At 62.9% G+C, this 14,618-nt stretch carries 14 protein-coding genes and 1 pseudogene; 9 read left to right on the top strand and 6 right to left on the bottom strand.

The genetic code is table 11. From position 1 onward, the window contains the following. Nucleotides 1-13 precede the first annotated feature (13 nt). Both R2E40_RS04820 and R2E40_RS04815 read left to right on the top strand, forming a co-directional pair. Nucleotides 14-952 carry a LysR family transcriptional regulator gene (locus tag R2E40_RS04820; protein WP_113994687.1) on the top strand — a complete coding sequence of 313 codons (939 nt, stop codon included), beginning with the start codon at nt 14-16 and terminating at the stop codon, nt 950-952. A 352-nt stretch (nt 953-1,304) separates the two neighbouring features. After that, nucleotides 1,305-1,493 carry a hypothetical protein gene (locus R2E40_RS04815; protein ID WP_139725255.1) on the top strand — a complete coding sequence of 63 codons (189 nt, stop codon included), beginning with the start codon at nt 1,305-1,307 and terminating at the stop codon, nt 1,491-1,493. Nucleotides 1,494-1,574: 81 nt separating this feature from the next. Here the strand turns inward: R2E40_RS04815 and R2E40_RS04810 are convergent, their stop codons facing one another. Then, entirely contained in the window at nt 1,575-1,934 is a 360-nt protein-coding gene (locus R2E40_RS04810) for a thiocillin family RiPP (RefSeq protein WP_318164885.1), read from the bottom strand. Nucleotides 1,935-2,115: 181 nt separating this feature from the next. Between R2E40_RS04810 and R2E40_RS04805 the strand changes: the two genes are divergently transcribed. The 3 genes and pseudogenes from R2E40_RS04805 to R2E40_RS04795 form a co-directional block, all read left to right on the top strand. Then, the gene (locus tag R2E40_RS04805) at nt 2,116-2,970 is read left to right on the top strand and encodes a lytic transglycosylase domain-containing protein (RefSeq protein ID WP_318164884.1); all 855 of its coding nucleotides are present in this window, start codon (nt 2,116-2,118) and stop codon (nt 2,968-2,970) included. 108 nt (nt 2,971-3,078) lie between these two features. Continuing rightward, nucleotides 3,079-3,915 (top strand): 5'-methylthioadenosine nucleosidase, encoded by an 837-nt coding sequence (locus tag R2E40_RS04800; RefSeq protein WP_318164883.1) that lies wholly within the window; start codon nt 3,079-3,081, stop codon nt 3,913-3,915. A gap of 41 nt (nt 3,916-3,956) precedes the next feature. Continuing rightward, nucleotides 3,957-4,085, top strand: a pseudogene (locus R2E40_RS04795) (5'-methylthioadenosine nucleosidase); the annotation flags it as partial. A 90-nt stretch (nt 4,086-4,175) separates the two neighbouring features. On the opposite strand, the gene R2E40_RS04790 reads toward R2E40_RS04795, so the two are convergent. Then, nucleotides 4,176-4,685, bottom strand: a complete 510-nt coding sequence (locus R2E40_RS04790; protein WP_049047672.1) for a YgjV family protein — start codon at nt 4,683-4,685, stop codon at nt 4,176-4,178. A gap of 57 nt (nt 4,686-4,742) precedes the next feature. Then, entirely contained in the window at nt 4,743-5,318 is a 576-nt protein-coding gene (locus tag R2E40_RS04785; protein ID WP_269384479.1) for a Crp/Fnr family transcriptional regulator, read from the bottom strand. 240 nt (nt 5,319-5,558) lie between these two features. On the opposite strand from R2E40_RS04785, the gene ettA reads away from it, so the two are divergent. The 3 genes from ettA (at nt 5,559) to R2E40_RS04770 (ending at nt 9,399) form a co-directional block, all read left to right on the top strand. After that, the gene (ettA, locus tag R2E40_RS04780) at nt 5,559-7,226 is read left to right on the top strand and encodes an energy-dependent translational throttle protein EttA (RefSeq protein WP_024944344.1); all 1,668 of its coding nucleotides are present in this window, start codon (nt 5,559-5,561) and stop codon (nt 7,224-7,226) included. Between the two features lie 232 nt (nt 7,227-7,458). After that, complete coding sequence (locus R2E40_RS04775) at nt 7,459-7,791, top strand: hypothetical protein (protein ID WP_318164882.1); 333 nt, start codon at nt 7,459-7,461, stop codon at nt 7,789-7,791. Between the two features lie 264 nt (nt 7,792-8,055). Next, nucleotides 8,056-9,399 carry an NCS2 family permease gene (locus tag R2E40_RS04770; protein WP_005304142.1) on the top strand — a complete coding sequence of 448 codons (1,344 nt, stop codon included), beginning with the start codon at nt 8,056-8,058 and terminating at the stop codon, nt 9,397-9,399. 77 nt (nt 9,400-9,476) lie between these two features. On the opposite strand, the gene djlA is transcribed toward R2E40_RS04770, so the two are convergent. Genes djlA through R2E40_RS04755 form a run of 3 tightly spaced genes read right to left on the bottom strand, consistent with a single transcriptional unit; the run spans nt 9,477 to nt 12,002 of the window. Beyond that, nucleotides 9,477-10,307: a co-chaperone DjlA gene (gene djlA, locus R2E40_RS04765; RefSeq protein ID WP_011704885.1), complete on the bottom strand. Its 831-nt coding sequence runs from the start codon at nt 10,305-10,307 to the stop codon at nt 9,477-9,479. A gap of 19 nt (nt 10,308-10,326) precedes the next feature. Further along, complete coding sequence (murU, locus tag R2E40_RS04760; RefSeq protein ID WP_318164881.1) at nt 10,327-10,995, bottom strand: N-acetylmuramate alpha-1-phosphate uridylyltransferase MurU; 669 nt, start codon at nt 10,993-10,995, stop codon at nt 10,327-10,329. Then, nucleotides 10,992-12,002, bottom strand: coding sequence for an aminoglycoside phosphotransferase family protein (locus R2E40_RS04755; protein WP_318164880.1), 1,011 nt, complete (start codon nt 12,000-12,002; stop codon nt 10,992-10,994). The genes murU and R2E40_RS04755 overlap by 4 nt, the downstream gene beginning before the upstream one ends. 174 nt (nt 12,003-12,176) lie before the next feature. Here R2E40_RS04755 and lptD point away from each other — a divergent pair, with 174 nt between their 5' ends. Next, on the top strand, nt 12,177-14,609 hold the full coding sequence (gene lptD / locus R2E40_RS04750; RefSeq protein ID WP_257686021.1) for an LPS assembly protein LptD: 2,433 nt from the start codon (nt 12,177-12,179) through the stop codon (nt 14,607-14,609). Nucleotides 14,610-14,618: the final 9 nt, after the last annotated feature.

Here is a 14,618-nt window from a genome sequence, read left to right as displayed (position 1 = left end):
CGAAGGAGGTCGCTTGGCCCTCGACAGTCACTGGCGCGATCGCGTCACCCTCAAGATGCTGCGCTACTTCCATGCGGTGGCCAGCCAGGGGCATTTCAGCCGGGCCGCCCTGCAGCTCAATGTCTCCAAGTCGCCGCTCAGCGCCCAGATAAAGGAACTCGAATCCCTGCTGGGGCTGGCGCTGTTCGAGCGCCACACCCGCCAGGTGAGCCTCACCGCCACCGGGAGGCTGCTGCAGGCCGAGTGCACCCTGCTGTTCGACGTACTGGAAAGCGGCCTCAACCGGGTGGTGCAGGCGGGGCGCATGGAGCGCAACCAGATCCGCATCGGGCTGGTCAGCTCCATCTTCTGGGCCGGCTTTGGTGAGGTGATCCGCCAGTGCCACCAGCGTCACCCCGAGTTCGAGATCACCTTCACCGAGCTCTCCCCCGAGCGGCAGAAACAGGCGCTTGCGCGCAAGGAGATAGACCTCGGCCTCGCCCGCTTCGCCGACACCGTCAACATCCATCCGCTGCTGGCCGAAACCATCTATCGCGAGTCCATGGTGCTGGTGGTGTCGGACGAGCATCCGCTGCGGGATCGCAAGCTGGTCTCCCTGCCCGAGCTGGCGGGGGAGCCGTTCGTGCTGATGAGCCGCGCCAACTCCTCCTCTACCGACCTCATCATCAACGCCTGTCTGGTGGAGGGCTTCTACCCCCATCTCAACCAAGAGGTGGTCGAACCCAACACCCTGATGGCGGTGGTGGCCACCAGCCTGCAGGTGGCGCTGGTGCCGGCCAGCTACGCCCGCCAGAAGTGGCCCCACGTGCGCTTCATCCGGCTCGAGCAGGCGATCCCCGCCGATCTCTGCGTGCTTTACGCCCCGCCCGGCGACGGCCAGCCGGCCGCGGTGGCGATCCGCCACTTCATCGACACCATGAGCGCGCAGATGAACCGGCCGACCGCGGATTGATGAGTTAATCGGATGGCACTTCGCCGCCTCCCTCCTTAGGATGGAAATCTGAAGCGGATGGCGCTTCACTGCCTCCACTTCAGCCCTTAGGGTGGAAATCTGGAGCGGATGGCGCTTCGCCGCCTCCCTCCTTAGGATGGAAATCTGAAGCGGATGGCGCTTCACTACCTCCACCTCGCCCTTAGGATGGAAATCTGAAGTGGATGGCGCTTCACTGCCTTCACTTCCGTCCTTAGGATGGGGATGTGAAGCGGATGGCGGTTTGCCGGGCACCAGCTGGGGTATACTGGCCACACTTGGTGCCACACGGGCACGCATCCGCCCCCTCACCATGATGAGAAGGAGTCACCTCATGATCCGTATTCTGCTGTTGCTGGGCGCCGCCCTGTCTGCCTACGGACTACAACAGAGCCACACCCTGGCGCCGCTGCTGAGCCTGCTCGGCCTGCTCTCACTCTGGGTAGTGAGCGAAATTCGCCTGATGTATCGCCAGCTGCCCGCCGCCGAGCCGGACGAGCAGCCCTATCACCTCGACGTCTGAGGGGCCAGCAAGGCCCTTCTCTTCTCTCCTTGTTTATGCCTGGTCAATTCCATGAAACCGACTCGTCCCCTCTATTCTCTGCTATTGCTGCTTGGCTGCCTGCATGGCGCCCCGCTGCAGGCCCGCACTCCCTGCCCGGCCGGTGATGACTGCCCGCCGGCGGACAATGGCCAGTGGCTCCCGGAACCGGGCAGCGATGGCAGCGATGGCAGCGCCAGTGCCGACGGCATGGACGGTGCTGATGGTATTGATGGCACTGACGGTATCGATGGGGCCGATGGGGCCGATGGGGCCGATGGGGCCGATGGTGCCGATGGTGCCGATGGTACCGATGGTACCGATGGTGCCGATGGTGCCGATGGTGCCGATGGTGCCGATGGTGCCGATGGTGGCGATGGTGGCGATGGTGGCGAGCCTGGCCAGGGGCAGCTTATCTAGCAACCCCTTTGTTGGCGGCGATCCTTATGAGCCGTCGCCAACCCCTGCCGCACCAGCCTCCGTCATTGGTTCCATACCGTTTTGATCTCTGGATACCCGGATCCATAACAACAGGATCCACTGGATTAATGGCAGAACAGGCCATGTTCCCCTATATCTTCTGTACCCCAACAGGAGAGAATCCATGTCGAGTTCCAGCGAAAACAGGCTGTTTTTGCTGCTTTTTTTATCGCTGTTGCTGGCCGGCACCGGGCAGGCAGCGGCGCAAAGCAGGGATTTCAGACAGGCGCCCAAGGCGCTCAGCGCACTGAAGCAAGGTCAGCAGGCACAGAGTCAGGGCAACCTGACCCAGGCCATCCACTTCTACTGCGCCGCTGCCACCACGGGTAACCCGGAAGGGTATTTTCGCATCGGCCGCCTGCTCGCCACCGGCCCGGGCTCGGTTCGCAACCCCCGCATGGCCAACGCCTACCTGGCCATGGCGATCCGCCTTGGCAACCAGCAGGCCGCCCGCTACTACAACAGCCGGGTCGGCAATGCCGTGATGGGGGATCAGTGCGGCAGCGGCGTCGGCGGAGCCGGCGGCTACTTCGCCGCCATCCCCACCACCCCCTTCAATCTGGAGGCCTATCTGGCCCGCCAGTCGCCCGCCAAGCAGAAGCTGGCCACCATGCTGCGCCACGCTGCCAAGCGCCACCGCATCGACGAGCGGCTGGTGCTGGCCATCGCCATCGCCGAATCCAACCTCGACAGCCGCGCAGTCTCCCCCAAGAATGCCCAGGGGCTGATGCAGCTCATTCCCGAGACCCAGCAGCGCTTCGGGGTGACCCGCCCCTTCGATCCGGAGCAGAACATCAAGGGCGGCGTGGCCTATCTCAAGTGGTTGCACACCCATTTCGATGGCAACTGGACCCTGATGTCGGCGGCCTACAACGCTGGCGAAAAATCGGTAGAGCAGTATGGCGGTATCCCCCCCTATCAGGAGACCCAGCAATATGTGCGGCGGGTGCTCTACTTCGCCGGCCACAAGCAGCCCTGAACCCGGCGCACTGCCGGCCCGCTATTGACAAAAATCACACCCGCATTTGCGCAATCGTTTGCCTTTCGGTAGGATCCGGCGCTTTCTCGCACGTTCTACAGGTAATCCATGAATTTCATCAAACGCTGCTCGCGCCTGCTCACCCTGTTTGCCCTCTGCTCCTCCGCCGTCGTGGCGGCCAAGCCGGCTCCCGCCCCCATCCTGATCCAGGGGGCGATGGATGTCGAAGTCGAGACCCTGGTGGCCGCCCTCAAGGACAAGCAAGAGCTGACCGTAGGCGCCTGGACCTACTGGCAGGGCACCCTCTCGGGCTATCCGGTGGTCGTCTCCCGCACCGAGGTGGGACTGGCCAATGCCGCCGCGGCCACCACCCTCGCCATGGAGCGCTTCCGGCCGCGCCTCGTCATCAATCAGGGCACGGCGGGTGGCCACGATCCGGCGCTGCGCCGGGGCGACATCGTCATCGGCACCAAGAGCTTCAACATGGGGGCCTACCGCAGTGACCTGACGCCCGCCGAGCAAGGCGTTGACCCGAGCAAATGGCACAACTTCGAGGTCACCATGCGCCTGCGTGACAACGGCAAGCTGGTGGAACACTCCTCCTTTGCCGGCGATCCCGAGCTGGTCGGCCGCGCCCTCGGCATGGCCGAGCGTTATCGTCACGGTCGGGTGGTCCCCGGCATCATAGGAACCGCCGACGAGTGGAACCGCCAGATCGCCCGCATAAACTGGCTGCACCAGACCTACAACACGGCAGCAGAAGAGATGGAGACCTCCTCCGCCGCCCTGGTAGCCGAGGCCTACAAGGTGCCCTTCGTCGGGATCCGGGTGCTCTCCAACACCGATCTGCACGGTGAGGAGTTCGATCCGCAGACCGCCATCCACTGCCAGCAGTTCGTCATCGATTACGCAAAGGCGCTCATCAACGGCTTCAACAAAGCCTGATACACCGCAGTGGCAGCCGGGCCAACAAGGCGGCATTTGTCGTCGGTATCCGGGTGCTCTCCAACACCGATCTGCACGACGAAGAGTTCGATCCGCAGACCGCCATCCACTGCCAGCAGTTCGTCATCGATTACGCACAAGCGCTCATCAACGGCTTCAACAAAGCCTGATGCACCCAAGAGGCCACCACGATGGCGGCTTCTTTTCTTGGTAATCCCTATCAGGCGGGACTTGGCCCACTCTCTCTCCCGCAGCCGATATCAACGCCCCGGACATGCCCTGCGCCCATAGTGGCGGTAGTAGCCCACCAGATTGCTGACCAGAAACAGCCCCTCCATCAGCGCCGCCACGGGTGACCCCACCAACAGGTTGTTGGCCAGCCAACAGAGGGTGCCCAGCAGCATCCAGCGCCGCAGCAGGCGATCATCTAGGCAAAACGCAGCCCGGGTCTGCAGCAGACTGGCCAGCAACCCTAACAGGGCGAGTGGCCCCTGATAGGTGGCGAGCACCGCGAGGCAGGACAACCCCATAAAGAGCCACATCAAGAGTCGGCGTGTGGCCAGCATGCTGACCACGAAGCGCAGGCTCGCCAGCCAGAGCAGCAGGGCGGCCGACGCTTGTCCCAGCAGCGCGAAATGGGCGCCATTGAGGGCGCAGGAGAGCGCCAGGCAGGCCAGAATGGCCCGGCGCGTCCGCAGCTGAAACGACAGCAGATCCAGCAGCAGCGCCAGGCTCACCACCAGTTGTGACCACAAAAACAGCGACATCATCCCCACTCCAGGCTTGTTCGAGGGGTCCAGCATGGCGGGGATGGACAAAGCGCGGCATTAACCCGTGTTAATGCGCCGGCGGATCCGCGACAGGGTGACCGGGCTGATGCCGATGTAGTTGGCGAGCTGCACCTGGGTGAGCCGCGCCGGCCAGTGGGGGAAGGAGCGGCAGAGCTCCCGGTAGCGCTCTTCGGGGGAGTGGAGCAGCAAGAAGGCCTCCTTGCGCTCCTTGTAGCACAGCTGCTGGCGCAGCAGGGCCATGCAGACCGGCTGCCAGGCGGGCTCATCCAGCAGGGCGAGCGGTACCCGCACCAGTTGCAGCGCCGTGACGGCCTCCAGCTGGTAGCGGGCAGGCGACCCCGTGAGCCAGCTGTCGTAGAGCAAACAGAGCTCCCCTTCGAAGTAGAACTCCTTGCAGCGCTCCTGCCCGTCCCGATTGTAATGGCAGGCGCGGGCGATGCCCCGCTCGATGTAGAAAGCCGACTCCTGCATCGCCCCCTGGGCCAGCAGCGGCTGACCCGGCAGCAAGGTCAAACGAGGCTGGCGGGCGGCAAGCGGCTCACCGATGGCAGGTGCCAGCCCCATGGCGGCGAGGGTGGCCGCCAGAGGCGGGGCTGAGGGCAGGCTGGTCATGCAAACTCCGGGGCAAACGGGGCCTTCATCATGCCAAGTTTGACGGTCCGTTGCAGCAGGCTGTGATGGCCCCGGCAAAGGGGATGGCCGACCGGGTGCCACCTTTGCCCCCCCTCGCCCATTGGTTTACAATCGACGGGTTTTTTGGAACCCGGTTGACCCGCGTCGACCTGGCCCCACCACGACATCAGTCTGTTAGTGCCAAGACATTAACCTGCTGAAAAGGAAGAGAATTAGCCAATGGCTCAATTTATTTACACCATGAACAGGGTCGGCAAGGTAGTGCCGCCCAAGCGTCATATTCTCAAGAACATCTCCCTCTCCTTCTTCCCGGGCGCCAAGATCGGCGTGTTGGGTCTGAACGGCGCCGGTAAATCGACCCTGCTGCGCATCATGGCAGGGCTAGACACCGAGATCGAAGGGGAAGCCCGTCCGCAGCCCGGCATCAAGATCGGCTACCTGCCGCAGGAGCCGAAGCTGGATCCGGAGCAGACCGTGCGTGAAGCGGTCGAAGAGGCGGTCGGCGAGGTGAAACGCGCCATGGCTCGGCTGGACGAGGTCTATGCGGCCTACGCCGACCCGGATGCGGATTTCGACAAGCTGGCCCGCGAACAGGGCGAGCTGGAAGCCATCATCCAGGCCCAGGGCGGCCACAACATGGAAAACCAGCTGGAGCGCGCGGCCGACGCCCTGCGCCTGCCGGCCTGGGATGCCCAGATCAAGCACCTCTCCGGTGGTGAGCGCCGCCGGGTGGCGCTGTGCCGCCTGCTGCTGGAAAAGCCGGACATGCTGCTGCTGGACGAACCGACCAACCACCTGGATGCGGAATCCGTGGCCTGGCTGGAGCGCTTCCTGCATGACTACGAGGGTACCGTGGTGGCCATCACCCACGACCGTTACTTCCTCGACAACGTGGCCGGATGGATCCTGGAGCTGGACCGCGGCGAAGGTATCCCGTGGGAAGGCAACTACTCCTCCTGGCTGGAGCAAAAAGATGCCCGTCTGGCACAGGAAGCCAGCACGGAAGCGGCTCGTCGCAAGTCCATCGAGAAAGAGCTGGAGTGGGTTCGCCAGAACCCGAAAGGCCGTCAGGCCAAATCCAAGGCCCGTATGGCTCGCTTCGAAGAGCTCAACACCAACGACTACCAGAAGCGCAACGAGACCAACGAGCTGTTCATTCCGCCCGGACCGCGCCTCGGCGACAAGGTGGTGGAGGTGGCCAACCTCTGCAAGTCCTACGGCGACCGCCAGCTGATAGACGACCTCTCCTTCTCCATTCCGAAGGGGGCCATCGTCGGCATCATCGGTCCGAACGGGGCCGGGAAATCGACCCTGTTCCGCATGATGTCAGGTCAGGAGCAGCCGGACTCCGGTTCCATCACCCTGGGTGAGACCGTGGTGCTGGCCTCGGTGGATCAGTTCCGCGACAGCATGAACGACAAGAAGACGGTGTTCGAGGAAGTCGCCGACGGCCAGGACATCCTGCGCATCGGCAACTACGAGTTCCCGAGCCGCGCCTACATCGGCCGCTTCAACTTCAAGGGTGCCGATCAGCAGAAGCGGGTTGGCGAGCTGTCCGGTGGTGAACGCGGCCGTCTGCACCTGGCCAAGCTGCTGCAGACCGGCGGCAACGTGCTGCTCTTGGATGAACCGACCAACGATCTGGACATCGAAACCTTGCGCGCCCTCGAGAACGCCCTGCTGGAGTTCCCGGGTTGCGCCATGGTCATCTCCCACGACCGCTGGTTCCTCGACCGCATCGCCACCCACATCCTGGACTACCAGGACGAGGGCAAGATCGCCTTCTTCGAGGGCAACTTCACCGAATACGAAGAGTGGAAGAAGAAGACCTACGGCGCCGAGGCCATCCAGCCGCACCGCGCCAAGTACAAGCGCATCGCCAAGTAACAGGGCAAACAAGTACGGCTTCTACATCAGCCGCACCGTTCCCATCACGACAAGCGCATCGCCAAGTAACAGGGCAAACAAGTGCGGCTGCTACATCAGCCGTACCGTTCCCACCACGACAAGCGAATCGCCAAGTAAACCGGCACATGCCACAAGGGGAGCCCAGGCTCCCCTTTCTTGTGCCCGATCGCTTACAATCCAAGACGGATACCTTATGCATGGATGTAGCAAGATGACGACCCAGCCCACAGAGAAGAAACTGACCATCCAGATCCGGGTCGAGCCCGGCTGCCTCGGGCCGGACGGCAAGGCGCACATCGAGACCTTCTGCACCGCCGCCGCCAGGATCTTCGCCGCCGTGGAGCCGGAGCTGGTGAACTGGACCCTGCTGCCCCGCTATGACAAGCAGTTGCCGGAGCAGGAGTTTTTCATCGACGGCCGCAAGCTGACCGAAGAGCAGGCCAGCCTGTTTCTGCGCCGCCTGGGGCGGGAGCTGGGGGAAGTGCAGGAGACCCTCGACTCCGTGCTGGCCCAGCTGGTGGAGCGCTACTTCAAGACCCTATGATAGGCCACTGCCCACGCAAAAGGTTCTCCAGCGAGAACCTTTTTTATTTCTGGCGGGGCAAACGTTTGAATTTTTGCTCTATTCATTGATCCGCCTCGCAGATCCGGGGTTTGTAAACGGCGCCGCCTGTGTAAAAATGTGCGCGCTGTCACGGTATCAGGACGAGCCTGGTTATTTAACCACCAGAAACAGGGCGTCACGCCCGCATGGATGGGGCCGGCTGCTCGCCTGCTGCTTATTTCACGTCACCTATTGGAATCCAACATGAATCAACCACACCAGGCCCCCGCACAGGCCGCCGGGCAAGGATTGCTTGAGCGTCTGTTTGCCCTGAAGGGCCATGGCACCAACGCCCGCACCGAAGTGATTGCCGGCATCACCACCTTCCTGACCATGGTCTATATCGTCTTCGTCAACCCGCAAATCCTCTCTGCGGCCGGCATGGACACCCAGGCCGTGTTCGTCACCACCTGCCTGATCGCCGGCATCGGCAGCATCCTGATGGGCCTGCTCGCCAACCTGCCCATCGCGCTGGCCCCGGCCATGGGCCTCAACGCCTTCTTCGCCTTCGTGGTGGTGGCCGGCATGGGCTACTCCTGGCAAGTGGGCATGGGCACCATCTTCTGGGGTGCCATGGGCCTGCTGATCCTCACTCTGCTGCGGGTGCGCTACTGGCTCATCGCCAACATTCCGCTCACCCTGCGGGTCGGCATCACCGCCGGCATCGGTCTGCTGATCGCCCTGCTCGGCCTGCACAACGCCGGCATCGTGGTCGCCAGCCCCGCAACCATGGTGACGGTGGGCAACCTCACCTCCCTGCCCTGCCTGCTGGGGCTGCTCGGCTTCTTCCTGATCTGCATCTTCTCCGCCCGCGGCGTCCACTCCGCCGTGCTGATCGCCATCGTGGTGACCACCACCCTGGGCTGGCTGTTTGGCGACGTCACCTTCAAGGGCTTCGTCTCCATGCCCCCCAGCATCGAGCCGGTGTTTGGTCAGCTGGATCTGATGGGCTCGCTCGACATCAGCCTGGCCGGGATCATCTTCTCCTTCATGCTGGTCAACCTGTTCGACTCCTCCGGCACCCTGATCGGTGTGACCAACCGCGCCAAGCTGGCCGATGACAAGGGCCACTTCCCGCGCATGAAACAGGCCCTGCTGGTAGATAGCGCCAGCTCCGTCGGCGGCGCCTTCATGGGCACCTCCTCGGTCACCGCCTTCATCGAGAGCAGCTCCGGCGTCGCCGTCGGCGGCCGTACCGGCCTCACCGCCATCGTGGTCGGCCTGCTGTTCCTGCTGGCGATCTTCTTCTCTCCGGTCGCCGCCATGGTACCTGCCTACGCCGCAGCCGGCGCCCTTATCTACGTGGGCGTGCTGATGTGCTCCGAGCTGACCCGGGTGAAGTGGGAAGATCTGACCGAAGCGGTGCCGGCCTTCATGACCGCCGTCATGATGCCGTTCAGCTTCTCCATCACCGAGGGGATCGCCGTGGGCTTCATCTCCTACTGCGTGATGAAGGCGGGCACCGGCCGCTGGCGCGAGATCAACCCCTGCGTGCTGGTGGTGGCCCTGCTGTTCGTGCTCAAGTTCGTCTGGGTCGACAGCCACTAAGCCGCGACGCACAAATACTGCACAAACAAAAATGCCCGTCAGCGACGGGCATTTTTTTATGGCTGACGAAGGGGCGCTCAGCGAATGCCGCGCGCCTCGCGGATCCACTCCCAGGCCTGCTGGATCTCCTGGGTCTTCTCCTTGGCCATCTCCATCATCTCGGGCGGCAAGCCCTTGGCGGCCAGCTTGTCCGGGTGATGCTTGCTCATCTCCTTGCGGTAGGCGCGCTTGATCTCCTGATCGCTGTCGCTCTCGCTCACCCCCAGCAGCTGGTAGGCATCCTTGAGCCGGTCACGGGAGGGGGCCTCCTGCCGATACTGCTGCCCGCCGTGCCCGCCATCCTGATACTGGCCACCGTGCGCCCGGTTGAAGAAGTTCATCTGTGCCTCGGCCATCGCCAGAATGCGGGCCAGCTCGATGCGGCTGAAACCCAGCTCGTCGGCGATGGTGTGCAGGATGGCGCGCTCGTTGGCCTCGACCTTGCCATCGGCGAAGGCGGCCTGCAGCTGCACCTCGAGGAAGAAACGCAGGATATCGCGCTGGCCCTGGCTGGCACGGCGAAACTCGGCCAGAGTCTCCCGCAGCGGGAAGTCTGCCTCCTTGCCCTGACGGAACGACTCCTGGGCGCGAGCACGCTGCTCGCCTGCCAGCCGCATCCGGTCCATCAGGTTGGAGGCGACCCGGATCTCCTGCTCGGTCACCTGGCCGCTCGCCTTGGCGATGTGGCCCATGACGGCGAAGGTGGCGTGGAAGAAGACCGCCTGTTGCTGCTGGGTGGGCGCGCGGCGAAAATTCAAGCCCATGCCACGGTCGAAACGGTGGCCGATCCAGAGGCCCAGCAGGGCACCGAAGATGTTGCCGAGCAGAAAACCGAAGAAGGCGCCAAGCACCTTACCCCAAATACGCATGGTTCAAGACCTCGTGAAATTAATGAGTGCGTCCTTGCAACTGATCGTCCAGCGCCTGCAGCCGCGCCACCGTGCCGATGTCGCGCCACTCGCCGGCCAGCAGGCTGCCGCCCACCCGGCTCTGCGCCATCCACTCGCGCAGCAGCGGCGCCAACTTGCGCGCCCCCGGTGTGAGTCCGGCAAAGGCGGCGGGATCATAGAGCCCGACTCCGCTGAAGGTCAGCGCCGGGCTATCGACCACCTTGCCCGCCTGCAACGCAAAATCCCCCGCCGGATGCTGCGGCGGGTTGGGTACCAGCCAGAGGTGGGCCAGATCCGTGCCCAGTGGCTGGCTCACCAGAGTGCGATAGTCCAGATCGAGCCAGGTATCGCCGTTGATCACCAGAAACGGCTCAGCCCCCAGCAGCGGCAGCGCCTGAATGATGCCGCCGGCGGTCTCCAGCGCGCTCTCCTCGGCCGACCAGTGGATGGACACCCCGAGCGCACTGCCATCACCGAGCGCGGCCACCAGCTTGTGGCCAAGCCAGGCGTGGTTGATGACCAAGTCGGTCACACCGGCCGTCTTGAGCTTTTCTATATGGTGCACGATGAGCGGCTTGCCCCCCACCGCCAGCAGCGGCTTGGGCAGGCTGTCGGTGAGCGGGCGCATCCGCTCGCCGCGACCGGCGGCCAGGATCATCGCCTTCATGACGCCACTCCGGTGCGGGCCAGCCCGGGCAGCACCACCTGCGCCAGCCACTGGCCGAAGCGGGCCAGCACCGGGTAGCTTGCGCCATGGCTGCGGCAGACATCCACCACATAGCCGAGGGTGCGAGGAATGTCCTTGAGGTAGCCGGACTTGCCATCGCGGTGGTAGAGACGGGTGAAGATGCCCGCCGCCTTGAGGTGACGCTGCATGCCGGTCAGGTCGGCGGCGCGACGAAACGCGGCGTAATCGAGCCCGCCCAGCAGCTTGGCCTGCTGCAGGGTGTCAAACCCGAGCCGCATGCCCTGCTCGATCACCGCGTCCGGCCAGCGCACGTAGCAGTCTTTCAGCAGCGAGACCAGGTCATAGCTGAGCGGGCCTATGACCATGTCCTGGAAGTCGATGACCGCCAGCCGGCTGTCGGCCGGGGTCTCGCCACCGCACACCATCAGGTTGCGGCTGTGAAAATCCCGGTGCATCACCCCCTGCGGCTGGGTCAGGTTGTTCCCGGTGAGGCAGGCGAAGGTCTCATCGAGCAACTGCTGCTCTTCGTCGCTCAGGGTCAGTTGCAGATGGTGACCCAGCAGCCACTCGGGGAAAATGCTGTTCTCCCGCGCCATAAAGGCGGCATCAAAAGGCTCAAGGTCCAGTTCAACAGCGCCGAGACGGGGCAGCAGCGCGATGGCCTTGCCGTACCAGGCCAGCACGTTGTCTGCGTTCAGGCAGCCGATAAGCTGGGTATCCCCCAGATCCGTCACCGCCAGCAGCCCCTGCTCGTAGTCCACCGCCCGCACCTCGGGGGCCAGCAGGCCACCGGTGTGCAGGGCCGAGGAATTACGGACAAACTCATGATTCTTTTCGGTTTTAGGATTGGCATCCACCCAGATCAGGCCACCGCCACGGTGGTAGCGGCGAAAACTGGCGTCACCGGAAATGAGGGTCAACTGCAGGCTGGCATCACCGGAAATCCGGCGCGCCCAGTGCAACAAGAGGGAATCGCGATCGTGCATAAGTCGGGGACCAAATTGGAAAGCAGCACTTGGCTGTTAGCCCTGGCCGCAATAATGCTTTATCATTGCCGGCTAACATAAAGCAATGACATGCAATGTCAACTCGATGAATCCTGTCGTAAAATGCATGTCTTGAATCAGCCGTAGCTACCACGGATTGCGCGAGTCTTTCACATGACAAAACGGACACTGGGATACTCCTATCCCATCGCCCTGACCATCAGCCTTGTTCCAGCCCTGACCCCGGCCATCGTGCAGGCGGCGCCGCTGACGCCGCCGCCCGCTACCGGGATCCTGGACGGGCTCTGCTATGACTATGTCCCCAAGATTGAGAAGCTGGCGCCCGGCAAGGACGCCAACGCCCAACCCGTGGAAGTGGATGCCGATCGGCTCGAAGCCAAGCAGGGCGGCACCGCCGTCTACCAGGGCGACGTCAAGGTGCGCCAGGGCGTGCGCAAGTTCGATTCCGACTACGCCGAGCTCGATCAGAAGAGCCGGGACGTCATCGCCATCGGCAACATCTACTACAACGATGGCCAGATCACGGTCACCAGTGACAAGACCCTGAAATCCAACCTGGATACCAAGAACTCCGAGCTGGAAGAGGGCAAGTATCAGGTGCATGGCTCGCCGGTGCGCGGCTCAGCCGACCGGGTCACCATGACCAACAACAACCAGAACATCACCCTGGAAGGGGCCCAGTACACCACCTGCCCGCCGGGTCAGGAAGTGTGGACCCTGAAGGCGGGTAGCATCGACATCGATCAGACCGAGGTGTTCGGGGAGGCTTGGAACGCCAGTCTCTGGCTCTACGACTACCCGGTGTTCTACTTCCCGTACATCAACTTCCCCATCAAGGATGAGCGCAAGACGGGCTTGCTCTACCCGGGTTATACCCAGAGCTCCAAGAACGGCATGGACATCACCCAGCCGTTCTACTGGAACATAGCGCCGAACTACGATGCCACCATCACCTCCCGCTTCATGGACAGACGGGGCCTGATGGAGCAGGTGCAGTTCCGCTACATGCCGGATCCGGCCCACGTCGGCAGCCTCTATTTCGAGAACCTGGCCAACGACAAACAGTATGACCCGACCAATCCCAGCTATACCGGCTTGGATGACGGTCACCGCTACCTGCTCAACGCCAACCACACCTCGCTGTTTGCCGACAACGCCATGCGGGTGTCGCTCGACTACACCAAGGTGCGGGATCGGGATTACAACTACTTCAACGACTTCTCCCCCAAGGTGGGCACCCAGGTCGAGAACCAGTTGCAGCAGTCCCTGATGGCCGGTTACTTCCAGCCCAACTGGAACATCAACACCGAGGTGCGCACCTACCAGATCCTGCTGGCCAGCGCCCAGCAGCCCCACGAGCTGATGCCGCGCATCGACCACAACTATTACCAGCAGGGCAGCTGGTACGATCTCGCCTGGAACACCGAGATCACCAAATTCGGCTACAACAACGCCCAGGCCATCGCCCAGAACCAGGGCGGCGCCTACACCGGTACCCGGGTCTACACGGCCCCGACCCTGACCATGCCGCTCATCAACGAGGCAGGCTACTACCTCGACAGCCAGTACAAGCTGATGTACACCCGTTACGATCAGGAAGTGCCGGACAATATGAGCCAGACCTTTGTCAGCCGCTTTACTCCTGAAAACGGCAACGGGGTCACCCTGGACGAAGGGATCATCACCCGCACCCTGCCCTCCTTCCGTCTCAAGGGCGGCATGACCTTCGAGCGCAACCAGAACTGGTTCGGCGGCGATGCCAACCAGACTCTGGAGCCGGAGTTCCAGTACCTCTATGTGCCCTACAAGAACCAGGACAACATAGGCGTCTATGACTCCACCAGCATGCGCCAGGACTACTACAGCCTGTTCAGCGACCGCCGCTACGCCGGTCTGGATCGCATTAGCGACTCCAACAGAGTCTCCATCGGCCTCACCAGCCGGGTATATGATGAGGCCGGTGATGAACGAATTCGGCTGGCCGTTGCCCAAGCTTTCGATTTTGTTGCGCCCAGGGTCAAGCTCTATCCCAGCGAGACCCTGAACACCAACACCCGCTCCCCGCTCTCTTTCGAGGGGGATGCCAAGATCAACGAGCAGTGGTTTGCCCATGCCGGCGCGCAATATGATGTGGACCAGAGCCGGCTCAGCTCCGCCAACAGCGCCATCGAGTATCGCCGCGAGAAGCTGATCAGCCAGCTGAACCATCGTTTCGTGCGCGATGCCAACTACGACCTTGAAAACAAGGGACAGGTAACCGACCTCAACCAGATCGGCCTGCTGTTGACCACTCCGCTCAACGACCAGTGGCACCTGTACGGGGGTTACTATCAGGAGCTGAATCAGAGCGTGAAGTCTGATCGCAAGGTAGGCCTGAAGTACGACTCCTGCTGCTGGAGCATCAACTTCAACCTGGAGTGGGTCAACACTCCGGACAACGTGACCATGCGTCCGACCTCGGAGCGCAGTCTGGGCATTCAGTTTGAAATGAAAGGATTGGGTAGCGTGGGTACCGGCTCCAAGGGCACTTCCCTGGACACCGAAGCACTGCCTTACATTCGTCCGTTTAACCTGCGAGACCAATAAGCGGTCTGG

The organism is Aeromonas sp. CD (genome assembly GCF_033349375.1).
Lineage (GTDB): Bacteria > Pseudomonadota > Gammaproteobacteria > Enterobacterales > Aeromonadaceae > Aeromonas > Aeromonas hydrophila.
This window is presented reverse-complemented; position numbering and strand designations above follow the sequence as displayed.

What these genes read in the sequence shown, in the direction of transcription:
- R2E40_RS04815 (WP_139725255.1), top strand. Translation starts at nt 1,305, where the DNA reads ATGATCCGTATTCTGCTGTTGCTGGGCGCCGCCCTGTCTGCCTACGGA.
- R2E40_RS04805 (WP_318164884.1), top strand. Translation starts at nt 2,116, where the DNA reads ATGTCGAGTTCCAGCGAAAACAGGCTGTTTTTGCTGCTTTTTTTATCG.
- R2E40_RS04800 (WP_318164883.1), top strand. Translation starts at nt 3,079, where the DNA reads ATGAATTTCATCAAACGCTGCTCGCGCCTGCTCACCCTGTTTGCCCTC.
- R2E40_RS04790 (WP_049047672.1), bottom strand. Translation starts at nt 4,685, where the DNA reads ATGATGTCGCTGTTTTTGTGGTCACAACTGGTGGTGAGCCTGGCGCTG.
- R2E40_RS04785 (WP_269384479.1), bottom strand. Translation starts at nt 5,318, where the DNA reads ATGACCAGCCTGCCCTCAGCCCCGCCTCTGGCGGCCACCCTCGCCGCC.
- ettA (WP_024944344.1), top strand. Translation starts at nt 5,559, where the DNA reads ATGGCTCAATTTATTTACACCATGAACAGGGTCGGCAAGGTAGTGCCG.
- R2E40_RS04775 (WP_318164882.1), top strand. Translation starts at nt 7,459, where the DNA reads ATGACGACCCAGCCCACAGAGAAGAAACTGACCATCCAGATCCGGGTC.
- R2E40_RS04770 (WP_005304142.1), top strand. Translation starts at nt 8,056, where the DNA reads ATGAATCAACCACACCAGGCCCCCGCACAGGCCGCCGGGCAAGGATTG.
- djlA (WP_011704885.1), bottom strand. Translation starts at nt 10,307, where the DNA reads ATGCGTATTTGGGGTAAGGTGCTTGGCGCCTTCTTCGGTTTTCTGCTC.
- murU (WP_318164881.1), bottom strand. Translation starts at nt 10,995, where the DNA reads ATGAAGGCGATGATCCTGGCCGCCGGTCGCGGCGAGCGGATGCGCCCG.
- R2E40_RS04755 (WP_318164880.1), bottom strand. Translation starts at nt 12,002, where the DNA reads ATGCACGATCGCGATTCCCTCTTGTTGCACTGGGCGCGCCGGATTTCC.
- lptD (WP_257686021.1), top strand. Translation starts at nt 12,177, where the DNA reads ATGACAAAACGGACACTGGGATACTCCTATCCCATCGCCCTGACCATC.